Genomic DNA, 21,199 nt, shown 5'->3' with positions numbered 1-21,199 from the left:
CACGGTGAACTGGTCGGAGGCCGAAGCACGGCTCTGCACCGACTTGCGGAGCTCCAACGACGACGGATCGCCACACGAGGCGAGATCCGCCAGCGGGCTCGATCCCCCGCCCACGCCGTTGCTGAAGTCACCGCCTGAGATCTGGGTTCCGCTGGCCAGGACCGTGCCCGTGTTCGGGTCGACCGTCGTGGCCGTGCTGGCGTAGTAACCCCGGAAGTTCTGCGACGTGTTGCCCAGGTAGGCCACCCCGTCCACTCCGAGCGCGACACCGGTGTACTGCCCCGAGGGCACGTCCACGATTCTCGTCGTCGGATTGTCACCGATCTTGCCGCCGTTGGCTCCGGCGAGCACCGCGGCAGAGACGGGGACCATCTGCATATGCCCCGTCCCGTCGCTCCACAGCAGGAAGAGGTCGCCATCGGAGTTGAAGGCGAGGTCGCCGTTGGCTCCGGTAGTCGATGTGGTCGGACCAGGCACCCAGCCGAGATAGGTGACCTCGCCCGTGCCCACGACCGAGAACAACTCGAACCGGAACTGCGAGCCGGACTTGCGCCATCCGCCGAAGTAGTAGGGGCTGTTGGACAGCGACGGGTTCATACCGCCCGCGATGAGTGACGCCACCGGGAAGGTCTCGTTGCCTGCGACGTGCGGCAGCGACATCGCCCACGACGTCACTGCGCCGGTCGAGGCGTCCCAGCGGTAGAGCTGAGAGTTCGTGCGGTTGTAGCCATAGGCGAACGCGCCGCCACCGCCGATCGCGAGGCCGTTGAATGCCTGTCCGGAAGCGTTCCACCCTCCCCCGAAGAAGTCGAACACCAGCGTGGCATTCCCATTGATCGTGGAGCCGCTGCTGGTCAGCGAGTACACCTTGCCCGAGCCGGCCTGCCCGTAGAACTGTCCCGCCTCACACGTCAGCGGTGCCACGGCGGCGCGGGGCAGGGCTCGCCCGGCGGGAAGCGGAGACTCTGTCGGGAGCGTGGTGGCGCTCGGTTCGGGGGTGGCACTCGACGCGGGAGCGTCCGGGGCGGACGTTGTGGGTGTGGAGCTGGGCTGTGCGTCCGGTGTCGTCGTCGCGCTGACGCTAGGAGTCGCCGTGGCGGTGTCGCTCGGAATCGTGGACACCTCGGCGAGGGCGCCGTTGGCGGTCACGACGGGAAGCAACAGCGCCGCGACCATCACCGCCGTGGCGCGGCCCAGCCATCGGCGCGCGCGCAGACCCGTCTCCTGCATCCGTCCATTCCCCCGTTCGCGTCACATCGGGCTTCTGCCCGGGACAGCTCCAAACAGTGTTACAGATCCGAAGCCGCCGCGCCACCTCGGCCGCGCCCCGCGCGCCGATACCCCCCGATCGGGGCCCTGATTCGTCCCCAGGTTCCCGCCATCTCCACCCACCTGGCGGGTGCGGCGGCTTAGGGTTTTTCCCATGAGCGACACCTCTTTCAATCCCCCCGCCTCGCGCCCGGGGATGCGCGCCGGGGACAGCGACCGCGCTCTCGTCTCCGACCTCCTCTCCGCCGCCTACGCCGAAGGGCGGCTCTCACGTGAGGAGCACGACACCCGGGTGGCCCAGGCCATGAACGCGAAGACATTCGACGACCTCCGGGCACTCACCACAGACCTGGTCCCGAGCACCAACGCCGGCCACGCCATCGGCGCCTTCTCCTCCGCGGGGGGCCCCACCGTCGACCGCGGCCCCGACGGCGAGGGCGCCGACACGACCTTCGCCATCTTCGGTGGGCTGCGCCGCACGGGGAACTGGCGCGCTCGGCGGCACATCTCCAACCTGACGCTGTTCGGGGGCTCCCACTTCGATTTCCGGAACGCGACCTTCTCCTCCGATGTGGTCGAGTTGACCATCATCTGCGGATTCGGCGGGGTCGACGTGCTGGTTCCCCCCGGCGTCAACGTCCGCAACGAAACCCTGGCGTTGTTCGGCGGCACCGACCTCAAGCGCATCGAGCCGGTCCCCGGCGCCCCGACGGTGGTCCTGAAGGGCCTGGTCATGTTCGGCGGGATCGACGCCAAGGCACCCCAGCAATCGTGAGCGCGGTCAGTCCCACCCCCTAGTGTGGAGGCCATGCAGCCGAGCCCCGACGTCGCCTTCGTCCCCGACCCGAGCCTCGCAGGCCAGCCCGCGAACGCCATGGAACCGTTTGCCCCACCCTCGGACGCGTGGCGCCGCGTGTCACCGAAACTGACCACGGTGCGGCGCATCACCTCCACCGTCACCCTCGCGGTGGTGTTCCTGCCCGCCGCGATCGTGTTGTGGTTCCTGCTGCCGGACCTGCGCTGGCTCCCGGCGGCGATCCTCGCCCTCGGGCTCCTCTGGTGGGTGTGGCTGTGGATTCGCGCCCGTCGCGCGGTCCGGGTCACGGGCTGGGCGCGCCGCGACAACGATCTCTGCATCGTGAAGGGGCTGATGTTCCGCGACCTGAGCATCATCCCGTTCGGACGCATCCAGGTGGTTCGGGTGAACTCCGGCCCGTTGCTGCGGGCGTTCGGCCTGGCCAACGTCAACGTGGTCACGGCCAGTGCCGCCGCCGACGCCGTGATCCCCGGTCTGCCCGGCGACGAGGCGCGCGCGCTACGAGATCTCATCATCGAACTGTCGGACGCTGAGGGGTCCGGCCTGTGACCTCCCCCGACCCCCACCCCGAGGACGCCTTCGGGCGCCCCGACTTCGCCGCCCCTGCGGCGCCGCAGCAGCCCCATCCCGCGCCGTGGCCCGCCCCGACCGGCGAGAGCCCCGTCCCCGGTCCGGAGAGCGCCGCAGGACCCACGCCGTCGGGGCAACTCATCGAAGAGCGCCTGCATCCCCTCAGCCCCCTCGTGCGTGCGTGGGTCTTCGTCCTCGCCGGCGGATACGCGCTGATCTCGACCCTGGCCCAGGGCCAGATCCGCTGGGAGGACGTCACCCGTGTCGGCCCGCTGATCGAACAGGTCCCCGGATGGGCGCTCGGGCTCATCGCCGCGCTCCTGCTGTCGCTGGGCTTCGGCTACTGGGGATGGTGGACGACCAAGATCGTGATCGATGACCACGAGTTGCGCGTCGAGAACACGGGCGCCTTCCAGGAGAGCAAACGGATCGCCTTCAGCAGGATCCAGTCCGTGGACATCCATCAGCGGCTCGCGGCCCGCCTCCTGGGGTTGGCCGAGGTCACCATCGATGTGGGCGCGGACTCCCCCACGACGCTGGCCTTCCTGACCCGCAAACGCGCCACCGAGATCCGGGACTATCTGATGGCCCGCGCTCACCGTCAGCACGTCGGCACGACCGACACCCAGCGGCAGGCGTCCGCCTGGGACGACAGCGCGCAGGGCGATCAGGTCCTGATCCGGCTCAACCCCGGGGAGATCATCCTCGGGGCGCTGCTCTCCTCGGAACTGCCCTTCCTGCTGGTCGCCTTCCTGGTCCCGCTGGGGCTGTCCATCTGGTTGCAGCAGCCCCTCATCGCGCTGGGCGCCGGCGTCCTGCCGCTCCTCATCGCGATGGGCGGCTTCCTGTCCAAGCGGCTGATCGGCCAGTTCAACTACACGCTGGCCACCACCCCCGCGGGAATCCGGCTGACGCGCGGCCTCACGACGCTGCACAGCCAGACCATCCCCGTGCACCGCGTCCAGTCCGTCCAGATCAGCCAGCCGTTGCTGTGGCGTCCCCTGAAGCGGGCCCGCCTCACCCTGACGGTGCTCGGCCTCAAGCTCGGTGAGGACTCCCAGGACCTCTCCACGATCTACCTGCCCATCGGCGACCCCCGGCAGATTCAGCTCGCCCTCGCCGCGCTGTGGCCGAACCTCCGCCTGGAGGACCTCCGCTTCCACCGGACGCCCCGCCGCGCACGCTGGCTCTCCCCGCTGTCCTGGTCCTGGCTCGGCTACGCCTCCGACGGACAGGTGCTGGCTGTGCGCGACGGCTGGTTCGAGCGACGCCAGACGATCATCCCGCACGCGCGGCTCCAGTCCATGCAACTGGCGCAGGGCCCGCTGGAGCGGCGGCTGCGGCTGGTGACGGTGGTGGCGCTCACCGGAGGGACCCTCAACAACACGCGCATCAAGCACCTCCAGGCCGACCAGGCGAGGGCCCTGGCCTTCGGCGAGATGGACCTGGCCCGCGCCGCCCGCGGGCAGGAACTCCTGGCCCCTGCCCCGACCGGCGCCGCATGGCGGCTGGCAGCCCCGACCCCCGTGGGAGAGGCCGACGAAGTTCACCTGTGGACGCCCTCGACGAGCGTCCAGGGCGCCCTGCCCGATCCGCCCGCCGATGCCCCTCCAGGGATCCCCACTGATCGCTAGGCTTCGCGCATGAAGAAATTCGCGCTGGGCATCGACATCGGGGGATCGGGGATCAAGGGGGCCATCGTCGACCTCAAGACCGGCGAGTTCGCCACGGACCGGTTGCGCATCCCGACCCCGCAACCTGCGACGCCGCAGGCCGTCGCCGATGTCGTGAAGGAGATCGTGGACAGCTTCGCAGCGCAGCTGGACGACGGCCCCATCGGCATCACCGTGCCCGCCATCGTGACCCACGGGGTGACCCGGTCAGCGGCCAACATCGACCCCGCCTGGGTCGACGCGCCCGCGGAACAGATCTTCGAGAGCCTCCTCGGTCGCGACATCACCCTCGTCAACGATGCCGACGCCGCCGGGGTGGCCGAGGTGCGCTACGGCGCGGCCAAGAAGCACCCCGGGCTGGTGATCGTCACCACGCTCGGCACCGGCATCGGCACGGCGCTGATCTATGACGGCGTCCTGATCCCGAACGCAGAGCTGGGCCACATCGAGATCGGTGGCGTGGATGCGGAGTCCGTGGCCGCGGCCTCGGTCCGAGAACGGGAGCAGCTCAGCTACGAGGAGTGGGCCACCCGGCTCGATCCCTTCTACCAGCGCCTCGAGTTCCTGACCTCCCCCGACCTGTTCGTCGTCGGCGGGGGCGTCAGCAAGAACTCCGACAAGTTCTTGCCGCTGCTGCACCTGAAGACCGAGATCATCCCCGCGCAGCTCCGCAACGCGGCCGGCATCGTGGGTGCCGCCTACCTGTCGGCGCAGCGGCGCGCCCACCCCGACGCGCTGAAGGACACCATCCCCGGCGTCCCCGCGACGAAGAAGGCCGCCAAGAAGGCGTCCAAGGCCTGACCGCATGCGACAGCGCGGGCGGCCGAGGTGACCCTCGACCGCCCGCGTTGTGTCGCATGCGCGACTCACATCTGGTCGGGAGCCTCGATGCCCAGCAGGTTCAGGCCCGCAGCGAGGACCTTCTTGGTGGTGGCGCACAACGCGAGCCGGGACGCGCGGACGTCCCCCTCGGACTTCAGGACGGGGCACTGCTCGTAGAACACACTCATCGCCGTGGCCAAGTCGAACAAGTAGGTGGCGAGCTTGTGCGGCTGCAGATCGGCAGCCACACCCAGCACGACCTCACCGAAACGGCTCAGCAGCAAGGCCAGGTTCTGCTCGGCCGGTTCAGCGAGCACCGTCACATTCGCCCACCCGATGCCCTCGGCCTCGGCGCGCCGCAGGATCTGGTTGGCACGCGCGTGCGCGTACTGCAGGTAGGGGCCCGTGTCGCCGGTCGTCGCCGTCATCCGCACCGGGTCGAACACGTAGTCCTTCTGAAGCTGGCTCGACAAGTCGGCGTACTTGATGGCGGCCAGCGCGACCGGTCGGGTGACATGTTCCTCGGCGGCGTCCAGCAGGTCGATCAAGTACGCGGCCGTGCCCTCACGGGTGGAGAAGGGCTTGCCGTCGGCGCCCAGCACCATGCCGTAGCCGACGTGCTCGGTGCTGACACTGTCCGGCACATAGCCGGCCTTGCGCGCCACCGCGAACACCAGCTCGAAGTGGTGCCGCTGCCGGGCATCGGTCACGTAGATGATCCGGTCGGCCTGCAGTTCCTCGACGCGATACCTCTGGGCGGCCACATCGGTCACGTCATAGCCGTACCCGCCATGACGGTTGCGCAGGATCGCAGGCGCGTCGAAGCCGTCGACGAACACCACCAGGGCGCCGTCGTCCACCTTGGCGATACCGCGGGCCTCCAAGTCATCGCACACACCCTCCAGGAAGGGGTTGTAGAGCGACTCCCCCGCGATGTCGGCGTCCGTCAAGAGGACCCCGAGGCGGTCGTAGGCCTCGTTGAACCCGACCTTGGACACCTCGATCAGACGGCGCCAGATGGCCAGCGTCTCCTCGTCGCCGGCCTGCAGCGCGACCACCCGCTCGCGTGCCCGGTCCGCGAACTCTTCCTCGCTCGACAGTCGCCCGTTCGCCCGCTTGTAGAGCGCCTCCGCTCCCGCCAGGTCGAGCGCGCTCACGTCGAGCGCCTCATCAAGAGCCTGCTCGATGAGCATGCCGAACTGGCGACCCCAGTCGCCGACGTGGTTCTGCGGGACGACGGTGTTCCCGGTGGCGGTCAGCACCCGGTTGAAGCAGTCGCCGATGATGGTCGTGCGGAGATGCCCGACATGCATCTGCTTGGCCACGTTCGGCGAGCTGTAGTCGATCACGATCCGCTGCGGATGCTCGGACTGGTCGATCCCGGTATGCGGGTCCGCGAGCAGATCGGAGGCTGCCTGTGCCAGCACTTCCGGCCTGATGCGCAGGTTGATGAACCCGGGACCAGCGATCTCCAAGGGTTCACACAGGTCGGCCAGGTCGATGCGGGCCACCAGATCAGCCGCCACCTCCCGCGGCGGGCGCCCCTGCGGCTTGGCCAGACGCAGCGCGACATTGGTCTGGAAGTGGCCGAACTGCGGTTTGGTGGCGGGCCGCATCTCAGGGTCGATGCCAGCGGCCGCCTCAACCCGCGCGGAGAGCAGCGAGGCAAGCGATTGCATTGCCCCATGATCCCACAGCCTGCGGGCGGACCCGCCCGTCGTCACCCCAGCTGGGCGTCACGTCGCGTCTCGCGTGTCGTCGCGTCCAGCAACGCGTCCACAGCAGCGTCGAGGGGGATACGTTCCTGCTCGATGCGGCGGAACGGCACCCGGGCCGTGCTGGCGACGCTCGCGTAGGCCGCCTGCTCGCCCGGCGTCAGGGACGGAAGCCGACGCGAGCGCGCCCGCAACGGCTCCCCGCGGCGGTCCGCATTGACCCCCATGTCCGCAAACCGCGCGTGAGCCACGGCATCCATCAGGATGGACGTGACGGTGACCCCGACCTCCTGCATCGCTTGTCTCAACTCGTGGAGGATGGCGAATCCATCCGCGTCGATGTCCCCCCAGTAGACCAACGAGTCAGCCCCCACCAGCCACTCGATGCCGCCCAGAACGGCGGCCGCGGCCGACCCGCCACCCTCGACGACCACCGCGCCCGCGACCTGGGGGAACCACAACCGGCAGTCCCGGTTCTCCACCACCAGGACGATGCGAGGGCGGTAGGCCAGCTCATGCCGGTCACCGGCCGTCCACGCATCGTGGCGTCGGCCACCCGCGGCCAGGTACCCAGGATCCACATACGTGAGGTGCACGACCGGCGGTCGCGAGCGCGACTCGACGACCACATCGCGTCCCGTCAGCTCCCTCACCAGGCCACCATGACGTCCCAGCCACTTGGTGTGGACGCTGGGGATCGGGAGCTGGCTGATCGTCCAGCCGGAGAGATCCTCGTGGTCGCCCAACCACGACACGACACTCACGACGGCCTCGGCGTCGTCGTGAGACAGCCCGAGCACCTGCCGCAGTGTCCCCACCCTCACTGCGGCACCGGCGTCCCGCAACCGCCGAGCCAGCACCGTGGCGCCCACGATGTCCGGCGCTGGCACGTCCCCGGGGAACAGCTTGACGAACGCCAGGCCAGCCTCCAAAGACGCGATGTGCACGAACTCGGGGAACTCGCTGGACGTCCCGCCGATCGCGACCGGGGACGATCGCAGCTCGACACCGTCGAGGTCCCCGGCGCCCACCTCGCGCCACGCATCCCGCCACGCCCGGAAGGCCGGGCGCCCGACCCGATCCACCGCAGCCTCACCCCGCACGTGCGGCCTGAGAGGGAAGTCGCCCAGGGGACGTGTCTCCCCCGCCTCCGCGGACACCACCCGCGCGCACCAGGTCGCCTCGATGACCGCCACGACCGCATCGCGCACCGCACCCGGGAGCACGAGCCGGGGGATCCCGCTCACGACGCGGTGTCGGCCAGCGCCACCTTCGGCAAGGCCCACGAGCGTCCCCGGGTGTCCTTGAGGATGTCGTACTCGGCGTCCACATGGGGTTCGATGGCGGAGTACTTGTCATTCGGAGCCCCGATGATCAACTGGAACCCCAGCCCCCGCCACGCGCCGATGGCGCGCTTGGTGAAGTGGGCGTCGGCCTTGATCAGCGCCTCATCGAGGAACACCGGCGCGAACCGGGGTCGCTCCGCGCCCGCATCCCCCAGCTGATAGCGCAGCGCCGCCCCCACGATGAAGGCGATCAGCTCCTGCGACTCGCCACCCGACTTCTCACCGATGTGGTCGTACAGCGCCACGTGCTGGCGCGTCTGGGCGTCCACGCGTTCAGCGCTGACGCGGACGTGGTTGCGCACGTCGATCAAGTCGGCGAAGTCAGGCGCGGTGCGCCGCATCCGCGCGATGAGCCGCGCCATCCGGCCATAAACCTGCTCCCGTTCGGTGTCCGTGGCGGCACCCTCGATCTGGCCGCGGACGGCCCGCAACTCGCTGCGGAACCGGGCCCGCATCTGGGACTGGTTCTCCTTGATCGTGATCTGCAGGCGATGATCGTCGTCGTAGAACGGCAGGTCCGCCAAGATGTCGTTGATCGGTTGAATCCGATCGCGGATCTCCCGCAGCGACCGTCCCAGAGCCGAATCGAGGTCGGTCAGGTCATTGCCGGACAACGTGAGCAGGCTGTCGCGCCACTCCTGCTCCAGTTCATGCAGCCCGCTCGTCTCCAGGTCGGCGAGGATCCGTTCGAAGTCGGCCACCGAGGCGTCCGGGTCGGGCAGTAGGTTCGGGTTGGGCCACCGCTCCACGAACGTCGTCAGCGTCCGCCGCAGGCTGTCGCGCGCCTCCCCCAGCGCCCCCTGGGCGGCGTCCCGATCGGCTCCCAACCGCTGCGAGGCCGTCGACAAGGCGGCGTCGAACCGCCGCAGCGCCTCCGAGGAGGTGGTGTCCGCGACAGCGGCGGGCGGATCGAACTGCCCATCCAAGTAGGCCGACTGCTCCGCCGACAGCGTCCGCCGCGCGTCGTGGGCCGCGTCAACCGTCTCCTGAGCCGCATCGACCTGCTCGGTGATGCCGGCCCACTCCTGCTCCAGCCGCTCGGCCACGGCCCGCGCCCGGCCGATGTCCTGCTGGAACCGCTCCAGCTTCTCCTTCGCGCGCCCGATCTGCCCTTGCAGGTCGGCGATTCGCGGATCGCCCGCAGTCACCTCGTCGATGATCGCCGCCCACCGGTCCCGGTCCTGCTCCAGCGTTGCCACGTCGACCTGCTCCCAGGTCACCTCGGCGATCTTCACGAACGCCGCACGACGCGCGTCGGCGGCGTCCAGGATCTCCTCAGCCCGCGCGACGGCGTCCAGCGCCTCCACCAGCCGGACACGGGAAGCGTCGATCTCCGCCGCCAACTCGACAAGCCGACGCTGATTGGAGAAGCCCAGCACGTTCGCCCGGCCGTGTCCGCCGTGCGCGCCACGCGTGAGCTGAGCCAGTTGCCCGGTGAGTGTGAGAGCCCGAGGATGGCGCCCGAGATCCTCCACCCGGTCGACGCACACGAAGTCGAACCGTTCAACCAGCCGATCCTGCAGCCAGCCGGTGAACGGCCCCGGCCGGTAGTCGAGCCGCCCCGGCAACGTTGCCGGATCCTGCTTCCCCGTCTCCTCCAACCCGGTGTGGACGCCCTCGTAATGCAACCGCACCGGAGTGCGGACACCGTTGATGGCCGCACGGAACCGCGGCAGTTCCCCGGCATCGATCAACAGCGTCGTCGCGAACCCACCCAAGGCCAGGTTGAACGCCTCCCGCCACGGCTCGAACTCGGTCCGTACCTCGATGAGTTCGGCGACGAACGGCAACTCCTCCACCGCGAGCCCGGCCGCATGCGCCAGCAACTCCCGTGACTCATGGAGCGCCGCAGGGATGTTGTCGGCCCGACCGCGGACGCCGCGACGTTCCGCTTCGAGAGCGTCCACCTCGGCCTGGGCGCGAGCGGCCACGCCCTTGGCCTCAGCGAACCCCTCCCGCGCGACGCGCTTCGCGTCCGGGTCGGCCACCGCCGCACCGGCGCGCTCCAACAAGGCTGCGAACTGCCGCGACGAGGTCACGGCCTCGCCCACGACCGCAAGCGCCGCGTCCAACTGCCCGCGGGCCCGGCGCACCTCCCCCAGGCGCCGTTCGATGCCCCGTAACTCCCGCTGTGCCGTCTCCAACCGGTCGCCACCCGAGGCACGAAGCGTCTCCACCAGCCCGTCGCGCTCCTCCTCGGCGGCCGCCGCCAAGGACACCTTCTCCTGCGTCAGGGCGTCCGCGGCGCGCTGCCTGACCCGCAACTCATCCTCGGCGGACCGCAGCAGGTCGAGCCGCCGCTCCGCCCGCCACAGGCTCGCCAGCGACCCCGGATCATCGACGTCCCCCACCGCGTCGATCAACACCATCCGATCGGCGGCCGCCTCCATGGCCGACCGCAGTCCACGGACCGGCTCCAGGGCCCGCACCTGCTGCTGTGCCGTGTGCATGCGCTGCCGGGTCGAGTCGAGTTCGTCGAAGTGCGCGACGACCTCGTCGGCACGCGTCATCGTGCCGGGCTCCTCCAGCACCAACCGCTTGTACAGGTCATCCACCGTGGTGATCTGTTGTCCTGCCTGGATGCGAGCCAGCAGCCCCATCGCCTTGGCACCCGCCCCTGCCGCGCCGATGCCCAAGGCGGCGTACAGCCGCGCGGAGAACTCCCGATCGGTGGCGACAGGATCAAGACCCGCCGCGCGGACCGCGCCGTCGGAGAGCCGACGCGCCGCCGCGGCCTCCAGCAGTTTCAGGTCGAAGGGCCCGTTCACCGTGGCGCGCATGCGCACCGTGTCCTCCAGGACGCGGGCCCCGGCCGGGATGTACCAGCCACGGACCGCCGTGAACCGGGCACCGTCGTGGTCGATCCACGTCATCGCAACCGCCGTCCAGGTGTCCACGCCGTCGCCGCGCAACACCCGCACCTTGGTGCCCTCGGCCGTGCGTGACTCATCCAGCTTCCCCCGCCCGTAGGAGAGGATGTTGCGTTGTTCCGTGCCGCGCGGCCGACCGACCACACCCCCGTTCGAGGCCCCATTGAACGGTGTCGTGTGGGGCATCATCAAGGCGATGTAGGCGTCCATCAGGGTCGACTTGCCCGATCCGGAGCCGCCGCACAACAGGGTCGCCGTGGGAGCGAACCGCACCCGATGCGGTCCGCCGTCGTAGCCGCCCCAGTTGACGAGCTGCAGGTCCTCAGCCAGCCACTGCTGCCCGCGTGAGGCGGCCGGGATCAGCCCGAACAGGGTGTCCAACATGGTCATGATGCGCTCCCGTCATCCTCGTCGGCGTCGGGGTCCGTGGTCTCGTCTGGCACCGGACCCGGGCCCTCCTCCGCCTGCTCGGCGCTGGGCCGGGTCCGCAGCCACTCCCCCAGCGCGCGCAGCCGTTCCGCGCTGAGCACGATCTCGACCAGCGGGCTGATCCGGTAGCGCCCCTCCGACTCCTCCTCCACGATGCCGTCGCCACGCAGCCTCGCCAGCGCGTTGCGGATCCACCGTTGCCTGCGGGCCGTGTCACCGTCGCTCTCGGAGAAGTAGGTCAGCACCGTCTGCTCGACCTCCTCCACGTCGACGTGGGCCGACGACTCCCCCGCGGTCACCTCCCGCTGGTAGACCGTCCGCAGATGGACCAGCACCAGCGTCTCAGCGCGGCTGTAGGGTTCGTCGCGCAGCAGGATCGGGACGTCCCGATCGTCGGAGCGCACCTGCTCCTTGTAGGCCACCCCCCGCTCGTGGTCGACGACCAGACGCACGAACACGTCGTTGAGCCGCGACTCCAACAAGGGCTGATGCTCGACCAGAACCGCCCAGTCCTCCCGGTGACGGTCGGCCAGCAGGAACCGGCGCTGCAGCAACCGCACCAGCACGCGGCGGACGGCCGGATCCAGCACCCCACGGTCTCCGGGGAAGAGCTCTTCTGGGTCCTCCTCCATGGCGACCGGATCGATGAAGGGGTCGTCCACCGTCTCGCCCGTGGTCAGCTCGGTCATGAGATTCCTTCCTTCGCGCTGCGGGCAGTGACGGCCCCGAACGCGAACCGGCGCGCCGACCCGTCCGGCCGCCAGGCCTCCACCACCGAGATGCCCTCACCCTCGGTCATGCCGTTGCGATGGGCGATCTCGAGGAGCCCCAGAAGATCGACGGGTCGCCGGGTGTCCCCGTCGGCTCCCTCGAAGGCCGCCGCCAGATCGAACTCCTCCCCCAGCCCCGACACGTACTCCTCCAACTCGGCGTAGCGCGGGCCACCCCAGGCGCGAGGGTCGCCGTCGTCGAACTCCACGTCGACCGGGGTGTCATGCAGCGGCTCCGGGCCCTGCGGGGGCTGGACATCGCTGAGCGTCTGCCGCAGGTGCCCCACGCCCGCCACGGGCATGCTCCGCACCGGCGTCACCCGGTCTCCCGGCCGCGATTCCTGCATCCATGCCTGGAGCCCTGCCATGGCCGCCCGGAGCAAGTCGTCCACCTGCCGATCCCGCACCGGATCGTGGGTGCGCACCTGCGCGGTGATGACATGCGAGGCACGCCGCTGCGCGGTCAGCACCTCCTCCACGCCCTGTTCGAGGCGCCGTCCGACGGCCTCCAACTCGGCTCGCTGCCCGGCGTCCATCGCGCGGGAGAACGGCCGCGTCTGCAAGAGATGCAACTGAGCGGCCAGGTGATCGATGCGCTCCGGGTCGCCGATCAGCCGCAATGCCCCCGCGAACGCCCGCCCCTCCGGAGTGGACTGCAAGACGTGCTGACCACGCTGCAGGTACTCGCGCAGCACCTCGCCGGTGGGCCGGGAATCCCCGCGCAGCTCGGCGACGACGTCGCGCTGCATGGCCTTGATCGACTCGGCGACGCGGGAGAAGTCCGCGGGCAGTTCCCGGGCCAGGTGGAGGACGTTCTCGGCCTCCTCCAGCAGTTGCTCGTCGTCGACCGCCGCCACCGCCGCCCCGCCGCGCAGCGCCGCGATCTCCGCCTCCAGGCTCGCCCGCTGCTCCTCCAGCCGGGCCAGCCTGCGAACGGGATCCGCGTCGGCGTCCTCGGCCAGCCGGTCGATGGCCTCCAGCAGCGACCGGACCCGGGACGTGGACACCCGGGTACGCCCGCTGCCCGCGCGACCGGCGATCTCCAACGCGCCGACCGCGTGCGCCGACAGCCGGTACACCTCGACGTCGTCCTCGATCTGTGGAACCAGCCATCCCAGCCGCACCCAATGCCTGCACACGTCCCGTGCGCTCCCGTGGGGGATGCGCCGGTCGTCCTCGTCGTAGCCCAAGGACAACAGCGCCTCGGTGGCCTCCCCCACCTCGGCGTGGGCGTCCGCCACCGGGACGGCCTGGCGATCGGGCGTGAACACCAGCGACAAGACCGCAACCACGAACGGCGCGTAACGGCCGTGGAGCATGTCCAGGGTCGGGTTCTTGAAGGCCGCCAAGGAGCGCTGATAGGCGGCCTCGGCCCGGGAACTGGTCATCGGACCCAGCCTAACGCCCCGCGAAGCGCAAGGCTCAGGAGCGCAGCGCCACGGCGACGGCGTCCGAGGGCAGCTCCAGCACGGGACTGCGCCGTGTCAGGAGGTCGCCGACCATCTTCACGTTGGCGGCCAGTTCGCGCCGGGCGAACCCTTCCCAGCGCTTGGAGGTGCGCCGGACCGTGACGTCCCCGACCCCGATCGCGTCGACGCCGACCGCCCGGCACGTCGCCACGGCGCGCGGCAGGTGATACCGCTGGCTGACCAGGAGCGCCGAGGTGACGCCGAAGACGTCATGAGCGCGCACGCACGTGTCGTAGGTGTCCAGGCCGAATGCGTCCTCGACGATGCGCGCCTCGGGAACGCCCACCGACACCAGGTAGTTCTTCATGCTGGTCGCCTCCCGGTTATGCGAGACGGCGTTGTCACCGGACACGATCAGCACCCGGACCCGGCCCGCCCGGAACAGCGCTGCCCCGAGGTCCAGGCGAGCCCTCAGATAGGGCGAGGGCTTTCCCGAGGGATACACCTCCGCCCCATAGATGATGGCCACATCCCGGGTCGGCGCATGCACCGAGGTCAGAATGCGGTCGCGTGACATCCAGCGGGTCCACAGTGCCGGCCCGGCGATGACGCCCACCCCCAGGGCGGCCAGGCACACGATGAGGGCGAAGACGCGCAGGACCGGGAGCCTGCGCCGCGTCGCGCGGGCCAAACCCTCAGCCCTCCCGATGCTGCTGGTAGTACTCGATGAGCCCCCGGGTGGACGGATCCTGACCGGCAAGCGCGGCGGCGTCTCCGGCGAGCGCGGGGGTGATCTGCTTCGCGAGCACCTTGCCCAGTTCGACCCCCCACTGATCGAAGCTGTTGATGCCCCACACGGTGCCTTGGACGAAGGTGATGTGCTCGTACAAGGCGATGAGCTGGCCGACGACCGAGGGCGTCAGTGCGGGCGCCATGATCGAGGTGGAGGGGCGGTTGCCGGTGAACACCTTTGCGCTGACCAGGTGTTCGGGGACGCCGTCCGCCCGCACCTCCTCGGCCGTCTTGCCGAAGGCGAGCGCCTTGGACTGGGCGAAGAAGTTCGCCAGGAAGAGCTCGTAGACGTCCTGGTCGCCGTCTCGCAGCTCCTTCGTGGGGGACGCCACCGCGATGAAGTCGGCCGGGATCAGCTGGGTTCCCTGGTGCAGCAACTGGTAGAAGGCGTGCTGCCCGTTCGTGCCGGGTTCCCCCCAGAACACCTCGCCGGTGTCGGTGGTGACCGGCGACCCGTCGGCCCGGACGCTCTTGCCGTTGGACTCCATGGTGAGCTGCTGCAGGTAGGCCGCAAACCGGTGCAGGTACTGCGCATAGGGCAGCACGGCGTGACTGCGGGAGCCGAAGAAGTCGACGTACCAGACGTTGAGCAGCCCCATGAGCGCTGGGACGTTCTCGTGCCACGGGGCGGTCGCGAAGTGGTCGTCGATCGCGTGGAAGCCAGCCAGGAACTCTTCGAACCGCTCCGGGCCGATGGCGACGGCGATCGCGGTGCCGACGGCCGAGTCGACCGAATAGCGTCCGCCCACCCAGTCCCAGAAGCCGAACGCGTTGGCGGGGTCGATGCCGAACTCCGCCACCTTGTCCAGTGCGGTGGAGACGGCCACGAAGTGGCGTGCGACCGCGGCCGACTGGGCGGCGTCCGTCCCGTCGATGGCCCCCGCTTCGGCGAGCCCCGACAGCAGCCAGTCGCGTGCCAGCCGCGCGTTGGTGATGGTCTCCAAGGTGGTGAACGTCTTCGACGCGACGATGAACAGCGTGGTGCGCGGATCGAGGTCGGCCGTCTTCTCGTAGATGTCGCTCGGGTCGATGTTGGACACGAAGCGGCATTCCAGGCCCGCCTGCTTGTAGGGCAGCAGCGCCTCGTAGACCATGACGGGGCCGAGGTCGGAGCCCCCGATGCCGATGTTGACGACGGTGGTGATGGCCTCCCCCGTGACGCCCCTCCACTGTCCTGAGCGGACCTGATCGGCGAAGGCGTAGACACGGTCCAAGACCTCGTGGACATCGGCGACCACGTCGCGGCCGTCCACCTCGAGGACCTGCCCGCGCGGGCGCCTCAACGCCGTGTGCAGCACGGCACGGTCCTCGGTCACGTTGATGTGGTCGCCCCGCAACATGGCGTCGCGGCGCTCAGCCAGGCCCACCTGATCGGCCAGGGCGCACAGGGCGTCCACGACGGCGTGGTTGACCAGGTTCTTCGACAGGTCTACGTGGAGGTCGCCCGCGCTCCGGGTGAACTCCGAGGCCCGCCCGGGGTCCGCCGCGAACCAGCCACGCAGGTCGGGGGTGAACGCCTCGTAGAGCTCCGACAGTGTGGCCCACGCGTCCGTCTTCGTCGCATCCGTCATGTCTCCAGCCTATGGGCTCCCGGGCACCCACGCGACGCCGTGCGCGCTGACGGAACCGGGGGATGCAGCAAGGCCCGCCCCCCAGGGGACGGGCCTTGACCGGGTGAGCCGAGGTCAGAGCTTGACCGAGACGTGCACGTGATCCATGTGGTTGGCGGTCGCGCTGCCACGGTTCTCCATCGCACGCCAGTAAGGCTTGTACGGCGTCCAGATCTTCTGCTCGAAGATGACGTGATCGACCTTGAATGCGTCGGCGTTGGCGGTGATGTAGTTCGCGACCTCCCAGCCCTTCGCCGAATCGCTGTAGGTCATGAAGTCGATGGCGCCGCCGAGCTGGTGGTTGGAGAGGCTGCTGGCGCGGTAGCCGCCGATGCTGGTGAACGACCACTTCGCGGTGACCGCGTTGTAGACGACCATGGCCCGGGGCTTGAGACCGAGCACAGACTTGCCGGTGTACTCGGTGCTGCCGTCGTAGGTGGCTGCAGCCGCGGTCGTGGTGGCCGCCGCCTTGGTCGTGGTCTTCGCCGCCGGGGTGGCGGTGTCCTTCACGGGGGCGGAAGCGCCCAGCTGAGCGTCGGAGACGTAGCCGACCTTGCCGTCGTAGGCGATCTGGCGGAAGCCGGACTCGACCTTGTCGGTGATCGAGACCTTGTCGCCCTCCTTGATGGTGCCCAGGTCGGCGGCGTCCTTCGACGCCTGAGCGCGCACCGTCAGCGTGGACTGGGCGTACTTGGTGCCGGCCGCGGCGCCGAAGGAGGACGACCACGACGCGGCGACGAACGCCTCGGCGCCTTGGGCGTCGCCGTCGCCAGCCGTGGCGTCGGTGGTGTCGGTGTTGGGAACCTCCGCGGAGGTCTCCATGATGCGCAGGGAGTCGCGCGAGATGACGTCGGTGTCACGCTCGGGCGCGGGAACCGCGGTGCTGGGCTGCTCGGCATGCAGGTTCAGGGCGAACGCGCCGGAGGTGGCCAGCAGGGCCACGGAGACGGCAGCGGGAGCGACCCGGGTGCGCATGAGCTGCGAACGCGTCCGAATGGAGCGACGCGGCGCCGAACGGAAGGCTGCGGCATTGCCCTCGGGCTCGAGGGTCGCGGTCGCATCCGAGACGCGGCGGGGCTGATACATCTGGTGTCTCCGTTGCTGCTTGAAACTGAGGACTCTGCCTAAGCTAGCTGAGATTTTCTCAGGGACCAACCCCAACTGCCCTCTCGGTCTCTGGTTGCCTCCAGTTGCCGAAGGATGCGGCCCGGCGACCGACCTCCTCCAGGGGGTTGACATCGGCGGAGATCTCCGGACGCACGATGACATCTTGCACCACGACGGCCACCGCACCAGCCTCCAGCCACATCTCACACTGGTAACGCTCGAGCCTCCCCCACGGCACCACCGGGACACCCGGGACGAGCACCGGGAGCGTGCGGGCGAAGCTCGTACCCAGCGCGTCCGCGGGGACCACCAGCACGGGCGCCCCCTCGCGCCCCGCCGCGACCGCCGCGACCTCGTTGGGGGTCAGGGCCCCGGCCAGGTACGGGAGCGGCGCCCCCTCGTCCGGGGAGACCGCCAGCGGGGAGAGCCAGAACGCCGCCCCGTGTCGGGCTGCGGCCTCTCGCCCGTCGGGATCCAGCGCACCCGCGACCCCGATCCGGACGCGCCGGCCGAACATCGACACCACGTCGGGGAGTTGATCGAGACGATCCGCGGGCCAGGCCCAGGCGGTCAGCCCCTCGTCGGCCAGCACTTCGCCGACGGCGACCCAGTCGGACACGCCCCCGGCGGGGAACGCGACGACCACGGTATGCCCGGCGAGGGCGTCCTCCAGCACGCTCATGGTCTCAGCATGCCGCACCGTCCCGCTCTCCGCGCACCGCCAACAGGCGGGCAACCCTCCCCTCGGTTTGGCCGTGGACCGGGGTGTCGTTTCCAATAGACGGGTGCCAACCCCCGCTGCCGAAGTGCAGATCGATACCTCCCTCGTCGAGGCGCTACTCGCCGAGCAGTGCCCCGCGCTCGAAGGGCTGCCGCTGACGCCCACGACGAACGGCTGGGACAATGCGGTCTACCGACTGGGAGATTCCCTGACGGTCCGCCTGCCGCGCCGCGCCCAGGCCGCTCCCATGCTGGAGAACGAGATCACCTGGCTGCCGATCATCGCGCCGTTGCTGACGCTGCCTGTCCCCCAGCCCGTCTACGCGGGCCATCCTGGCTGCTCCTACCCGTATTCCTGGATGGTCGCCCCCTGGTTCGACGGGACGCGGGCAGCCTCCGCGCCGCTCGCCTCCCGGACCGCCTTCGCCTCCGAACTCGCCGACTTCCTGTGGACGCTGCACGCCCCGGCCCCAGCGCACGCCCCGATCAATCCCTTCCGCGGGATGTCACTGGCCCAGGAGGGACCCGACACGCGCGCCCGGGCGCGCATCGCCCGCGAGCGCGAGCGGGACGGCCTGCTGCGCCGCTGGGAGTCCTGGGTGAGCGCCCCTGACTTCGACGACGTCGACATGTGGCTGCACGGCGACCTCCACCCCGCCAACCTGGTGATGGGGCACGACGGTCACCTCGCCGCCGTCATCGACTGGGGCGACATGACGGTCGGCGACCCCGCCTGCGATCTGGCCACCGCCTGGCTGACGTTCGACGAGGAGGGCCGGGGCATCTTCCGCGACCGACTCGACCAGGGCGGCGCCACCGACGCGGCCACCTGGCGGCGCGCGCAGGCCTGGGCGCTACACCTGGGTCTGCTCTTCGCCCAGGACTGTTCGGACGATCCCGACCTGCAGGAGTGCGGTCGCCGCGCCCTGGAAGCGCTGCTGACCGAACCGGTTTAGCGCCTCCGGAGACCGGACCGGGGAGACCTCCCCCGGGCACTGCTGGCCGGGCCAGGTCTCTTCAGCGAGGCGATCTGGCTGCGACAAGCACCGATATGGCAACAAGAATGAAAGTGAACGCCACCGATCGGGGTGGATTTTGCCCGATGACGACCCCGTGGACCTATAGGCTGGTCCCCATGTCGCGCGCGCACACCTATCCAGACGACCTCCGAGAGCGGTTGATCGCGGCTGCGTACGCGCGCCTGCAGCAGGAGTCACCCGAACAGATGGCCCTGCGCGAACTGGCGTCCTCGGTCGACACCTCCACCAACGCCATCTACTCCATCTTCGGGAGCAAGAACGCCTTGGTGAAGGAGGTCACCCTCATCGCCAAGGAGCAGTTCCGCGCCGCTCAGGCCCACGATCTCCCGCCTGCGCCGATCGGAGCCCTTGAGCACGGCCTGCGCGCCTACCGACGGTGGGCCCACGCGCATCCCTCGCTCTACCGGATCATCTTCGGCGGGAACGCCGAGCAGGGCGCGGCCACGTCCCTGGGGGACGAGACGCTCCAGCCGTTGCGCACGCTCTTGGAACGCCTGGAGGATGGCCGGCTGCTGCGCCAGGGCACGCATGAGGGACGCCTCCTGGCGGTGTGGGGCGCGCTTCACGGTCACGTGCTGCTCGAGTTGTCGCTGTGGCCCGAGCAGTCTCCCGACGAGGGTCTCTACCACGAGCATGAACGCACGCTGCTGCGCGGGCTGCTCACCGACGCGGCGCTCGCCTCCTCCTGACGCCCGGTTCGCCTCAGGTGTGCGAACGCCGGAAGTTCTCGAAGCTGCGCGACGCCGTGGGGCCACGCTGGCCCTGATAGTGCGACCCCCGCTGGGCCGAGCCGTAGGGGTGCTCCGCGGGCGAGCTGAGTTGGAAGAAGCACAGCTGCCCGATCCTCATCCCGGGCCACAACGTGATCGGGAGCGTGGCGACGTTGCTCAGCTCCAAGGTCACGTGGCCGGTGAAGCCCGGGTCGATGAACCCCGCCGTCGCGTGCGTGAGGAGACCCAAGCGCCCCAGCGAACTCTTGCCCTCCACCCGGGCGGCGATGTCGTCGGGCAACGTGACCTGCTCCAGGGTCGCAGCCAGCACGAACTCGCCTGGGTGCAGGATGAACGGTTCCTCGGCGTCCACCTCGACCAGGCGCGTGAGCTCGGGTTGCTCCTGCGCGGGGTCGATGAACGGGTACTTGTGGTTGTCGAACAACCGGAAGTAGCGGTCCATCCGCACATCGACGCTCGAGGGCTGCAGCAGCCCCGGGTCGAAGGGGTCGAGCCCGATCCGTCCCGCGTCGAGCTGGGCGGTGATGTCGCGATCTGACAGCAGCACACCGCGACCCTAGCGGGCCCGCCGACCGCGCACCATGGATGCCCCACCCGTCGAACGCCGCCCACGTCCTACAGTGCTGGCGTGAACCACCGCGCCCACGGGGCGACCCCCTCAGCGGAGCAGCCGGCCTCCCCGCGCCCGGCGGGTGAGGCCTCGGGCCTGATCGCCGGCATCGCCGCCTACGCGATCTGGGGCTTCTTCCCGCTCCTGTTTCCCCTTCTCCTGCCCGCGGGACCCCTGGAGATCCTGGCCCATCGCGTGCTGTGGTCGATGCTGGGGGTCGGGCTCGTCCTCGTCGTCCTGCGCCACCCCTGGGGCTGGCTGCGAGACGCCCTGGCGCCGCGCAGGCTTCCGTGGATGCTGCTGGGATCCCTGCTGATCGGCGCCAACTGGCTCACCTTCATCTGGGCCATCAACAACAACCACGTCGTCGAGTCGAGCCTGGGCTACTTCATCAACCCGCTGGTCAACATCGTCCTCGGCGTCCTCGTATTCGGGGAGAAGATGACCCGCGGCGGGCTGATCGGCACCGGGCTGGCAGCCCTCGGCGTCACGGTCATCGCCTGGGAGAACTGGCCCGGCCTGTGGGTCTCCCTCACCCTCGCCGCCACCTTCGGCCTCTACGGGATGGTCAAGAAGCGCGCCACCCTGCCCGCTTTGGAGGGGTTGTTCCTGGAGTCGGGGCTGCTCACTCCCCTGGCGGTCGGCTACTGGATCGCCCTCGCGGTCACCGGCACCAGCACGTTCGGGGACGGCGTGGGCCACTCTGCCCTGCTCGTGCTGGCGGGCGTCCTGACCGCCCTGCCGCTGTGGCTTTTCGCGGTCGCGGCGCCGCGGCTGCCCCTGGGCGTCGTCGGCGTCCTGCAATACGTCGCACCGACCATCCAGTTCCTCCTGGGGCTGACCGTGTTCGGCCAGGTCGTCAGCCCCTCCTACTGGGTGGGACTGGTGCTGGTGTGGGG

17 protein-coding genes and 1 pseudogene are annotated in these 21,199 nt (G+C 69.9%); 7 read left to right on the top strand and 11 right to left on the bottom strand.

What is annotated here, in order from left to right; genetic code table 11:
- Positions 1-1,230 (bottom strand): annotated as a pseudogene (locus tag V7E09_RS03395) (hypothetical protein); the annotation flags it as partial.
- A 193-nt stretch (positions 1,231-1,423) separates the two neighbouring features.
- Here V7E09_RS03395 and V7E09_RS03390 point away from each other — a divergent pair.
- From V7E09_RS03390 to ppgK, 4 genes are read left to right on the top strand one after another with little or no spacing between them, the layout of a single operon-like run.
- Positions 1,424-2,044 (top strand): DUF1707 SHOCT-like domain-containing protein, encoded by a 621-nt coding sequence (locus V7E09_RS03390; protein WP_324510903.1) that lies wholly within the window; start codon positions 1,424-1,426, stop codon positions 2,042-2,044.
- 33 nt (positions 2,045-2,077) lie between these two features.
- Positions 2,078-2,635: a PH domain-containing protein gene (locus V7E09_RS03385; protein ID WP_324510902.1), complete on the top strand. Its 558-nt coding sequence runs from the start codon at positions 2,078-2,080 to the stop codon at positions 2,633-2,635.
- A complete protein-coding gene (locus tag V7E09_RS03380; RefSeq protein WP_324510901.1) occupies positions 2,632-4,290 on the top strand; it encodes a PH domain-containing protein in 1,659 nt (552 codons plus the stop codon). Before V7E09_RS03385 ends, V7E09_RS03380 begins: the two co-directional genes overlap by 4 nt.
- Positions 4,291-4,299: 9 nt before the next feature.
- Positions 4,300-5,130 carry a polyphosphate--glucose phosphotransferase gene (ppgK, locus tag V7E09_RS03375; protein ID WP_324510900.1) on the top strand — a complete coding sequence of 277 codons (831 nt, stop codon included), beginning with the start codon at positions 4,300-4,302 and terminating at the stop codon, positions 5,128-5,130.
- Between the two features lie 65 nt (positions 5,131-5,195).
- On the opposite strand, the gene argS is transcribed toward ppgK, so the two are convergent.
- From argS to V7E09_RS03330, 9 genes are all read right to left on the bottom strand, one after another.
- Positions 5,196-6,830 (bottom strand): arginine--tRNA ligase, encoded by a 1,635-nt coding sequence (gene argS / locus V7E09_RS03370; protein WP_324510899.1) that lies wholly within the window; start codon positions 6,828-6,830, stop codon positions 5,196-5,198.
- A 41-nt stretch (positions 6,831-6,871) separates the two neighbouring features.
- A complete protein-coding gene (locus tag V7E09_RS03365) occupies positions 6,872-8,113 on the bottom strand; it encodes a Wadjet anti-phage system protein JetD domain-containing protein (protein WP_324510898.1) in 1,242 nt (413 codons plus the stop codon).
- Positions 8,110-11,472 (bottom strand): ATP-binding protein, encoded by a 3,363-nt coding sequence (locus V7E09_RS03360; RefSeq protein ID WP_324510897.1) that lies wholly within the window; start codon positions 11,470-11,472, stop codon positions 8,110-8,112. Before V7E09_RS03360 ends, V7E09_RS03365 begins: the two co-directional genes overlap by 4 nt.
- A complete protein-coding gene (locus tag V7E09_RS03355; RefSeq protein WP_324523019.1) occupies positions 11,469-12,200 on the bottom strand; it encodes a DUF4194 domain-containing protein in 732 nt (243 codons plus the stop codon). The genes V7E09_RS03360 and V7E09_RS03355 overlap by 4 nt, the downstream gene beginning before the upstream one ends.
- The gene (locus tag V7E09_RS03350; RefSeq protein WP_324510895.1) at positions 12,197-13,669 is read right to left on the bottom strand and encodes a DUF3375 domain-containing protein; all 1,473 of its coding nucleotides are present in this window, start codon (positions 13,667-13,669) and stop codon (positions 12,197-12,199) included. Before V7E09_RS03350 ends, V7E09_RS03355 begins: the two co-directional genes overlap by 4 nt.
- A gap of 34 nt (positions 13,670-13,703) precedes the next feature.
- A complete protein-coding gene (locus V7E09_RS03345; protein ID WP_324510894.1) occupies positions 13,704-14,381 on the bottom strand; it encodes a SanA/YdcF family protein in 678 nt (225 codons plus the stop codon).
- A gap of 4 nt (positions 14,382-14,385) precedes the next feature.
- On the bottom strand, positions 14,386-16,053 hold the full coding sequence (pgi, locus tag V7E09_RS03340; RefSeq protein WP_324510893.1) for a glucose-6-phosphate isomerase: 1,668 nt from the start codon (positions 16,051-16,053) through the stop codon (positions 14,386-14,388).
- 114 nt (positions 16,054-16,167) lie between these two features.
- Positions 16,168-17,178 (bottom strand): SH3 domain-containing protein, encoded by a 1,011-nt coding sequence (locus V7E09_RS03335; RefSeq protein ID WP_324510892.1) that lies wholly within the window; start codon positions 17,176-17,178, stop codon positions 16,168-16,170.
- A gap of 58 nt (positions 17,179-17,236) precedes the next feature.
- The gene (locus V7E09_RS03330) at positions 17,237-17,881 is read right to left on the bottom strand and encodes a hypothetical protein (protein WP_324510891.1); all 645 of its coding nucleotides are present in this window, start codon (positions 17,879-17,881) and stop codon (positions 17,237-17,239) included.
- A gap of 103 nt (positions 17,882-17,984) precedes the next feature.
- Between V7E09_RS03330 and V7E09_RS03325 the strand changes: the two genes are divergently transcribed.
- Positions 17,985-18,875 carry an aminoglycoside phosphotransferase family protein gene (locus tag V7E09_RS03325; RefSeq protein WP_324510890.1) on the top strand — a complete coding sequence of 297 codons (891 nt, stop codon included), beginning with the start codon at positions 17,985-17,987 and terminating at the stop codon, positions 18,873-18,875.
- 179 nt (positions 18,876-19,054) lie between these two features.
- Entirely contained in the window at positions 19,055-19,648 is a 594-nt protein-coding gene (locus tag V7E09_RS03320) for a TetR/AcrR family transcriptional regulator (protein WP_324510889.1), read from the top strand.
- 13 nt (positions 19,649-19,661) lie between these two features.
- Here the strand turns inward: V7E09_RS03320 and dcd are convergent, their stop codons facing one another.
- A complete protein-coding gene (dcd, locus tag V7E09_RS03315) occupies positions 19,662-20,237 on the bottom strand; it encodes a dCTP deaminase (protein WP_324510888.1) in 576 nt (191 codons plus the stop codon).
- Positions 20,238-20,318: 81 nt separating this feature from the next.
- On the opposite strand from dcd, the gene rarD reads away from it, so the two are divergent.
- Positions 20,319-21,199, top strand: an 881-nt coding sequence (gene rarD / locus V7E09_RS03310; protein WP_324510887.1) for an EamA family transporter RarD, incomplete at its 3' end; no start/stop codon positions are given.

The sequence above is a fragment of the Propioniciclava sp. genome (assembly GCF_036744435.1).
In the GTDB taxonomy this organism is placed as follows: Bacteria; Actinomycetota; Actinomycetes; order Propionibacteriales; family Propionibacteriaceae; genus Propioniciclava.
Note: the sequence above shows the minus strand (reverse complement) of the source record. Positions and strands in the feature narration are given on the sequence as shown.

What these genes read in the sequence shown, in the direction of transcription:
- V7E09_RS03390 (WP_324510903.1), top strand. Translation starts at nt 1,424, where the DNA reads ATGAGCGACACCTCTTTCAATCCCCCCGCCTCGCGCCCGGGGATGCGC.
- V7E09_RS03385 (WP_324510902.1), top strand. Translation starts at nt 2,078, where the DNA reads ATGCAGCCGAGCCCCGACGTCGCCTTCGTCCCCGACCCGAGCCTCGCA.
- ppgK (WP_324510900.1), top strand. Translation starts at nt 4,300, where the DNA reads ATGAAGAAATTCGCGCTGGGCATCGACATCGGGGGATCGGGGATCAAG.
- argS (WP_324510899.1), bottom strand. Translation starts at nt 6,830, where the DNA reads ATGCAATCGCTTGCCTCGCTGCTCTCCGCGCGGGTTGAGGCGGCCGCT.
- V7E09_RS03360 (WP_324510897.1), bottom strand. Translation starts at nt 11,472, where the DNA reads ATGACCATGTTGGACACCCTGTTCGGGCTGATCCCGGCCGCCTCACGC.
- V7E09_RS03355 (WP_324523019.1), bottom strand. Translation starts at nt 12,200, where the DNA reads ATGACCGAGCTGACCACGGGCGAGACGGTGGACGACCCCTTCATCGAT.
- V7E09_RS03350 (WP_324510895.1), bottom strand. Translation starts at nt 13,669, where the DNA reads ATGACCAGTTCCCGGGCCGAGGCCGCCTATCAGCGCTCCTTGGCGGCC.
- pgi (WP_324510893.1), bottom strand. Translation starts at nt 16,053, where the DNA reads ATGACGGATGCGACGAAGACGGACGCGTGGGCCACACTGTCGGAGCTC.
- V7E09_RS03335 (WP_324510892.1), bottom strand. Translation starts at nt 17,178, where the DNA reads ATGTATCAGCCCCGCCGCGTCTCGGATGCGACCGCGACCCTCGAGCCC.
- V7E09_RS03330 (WP_324510891.1), bottom strand. Translation starts at nt 17,881, where the DNA reads ATGAGCGTGCTGGAGGACGCCCTCGCCGGGCATACCGTGGTCGTCGCG.
- V7E09_RS03320 (WP_324510889.1), top strand. Translation starts at nt 19,055, where the DNA reads ATGTCGCGCGCGCACACCTATCCAGACGACCTCCGAGAGCGGTTGATC.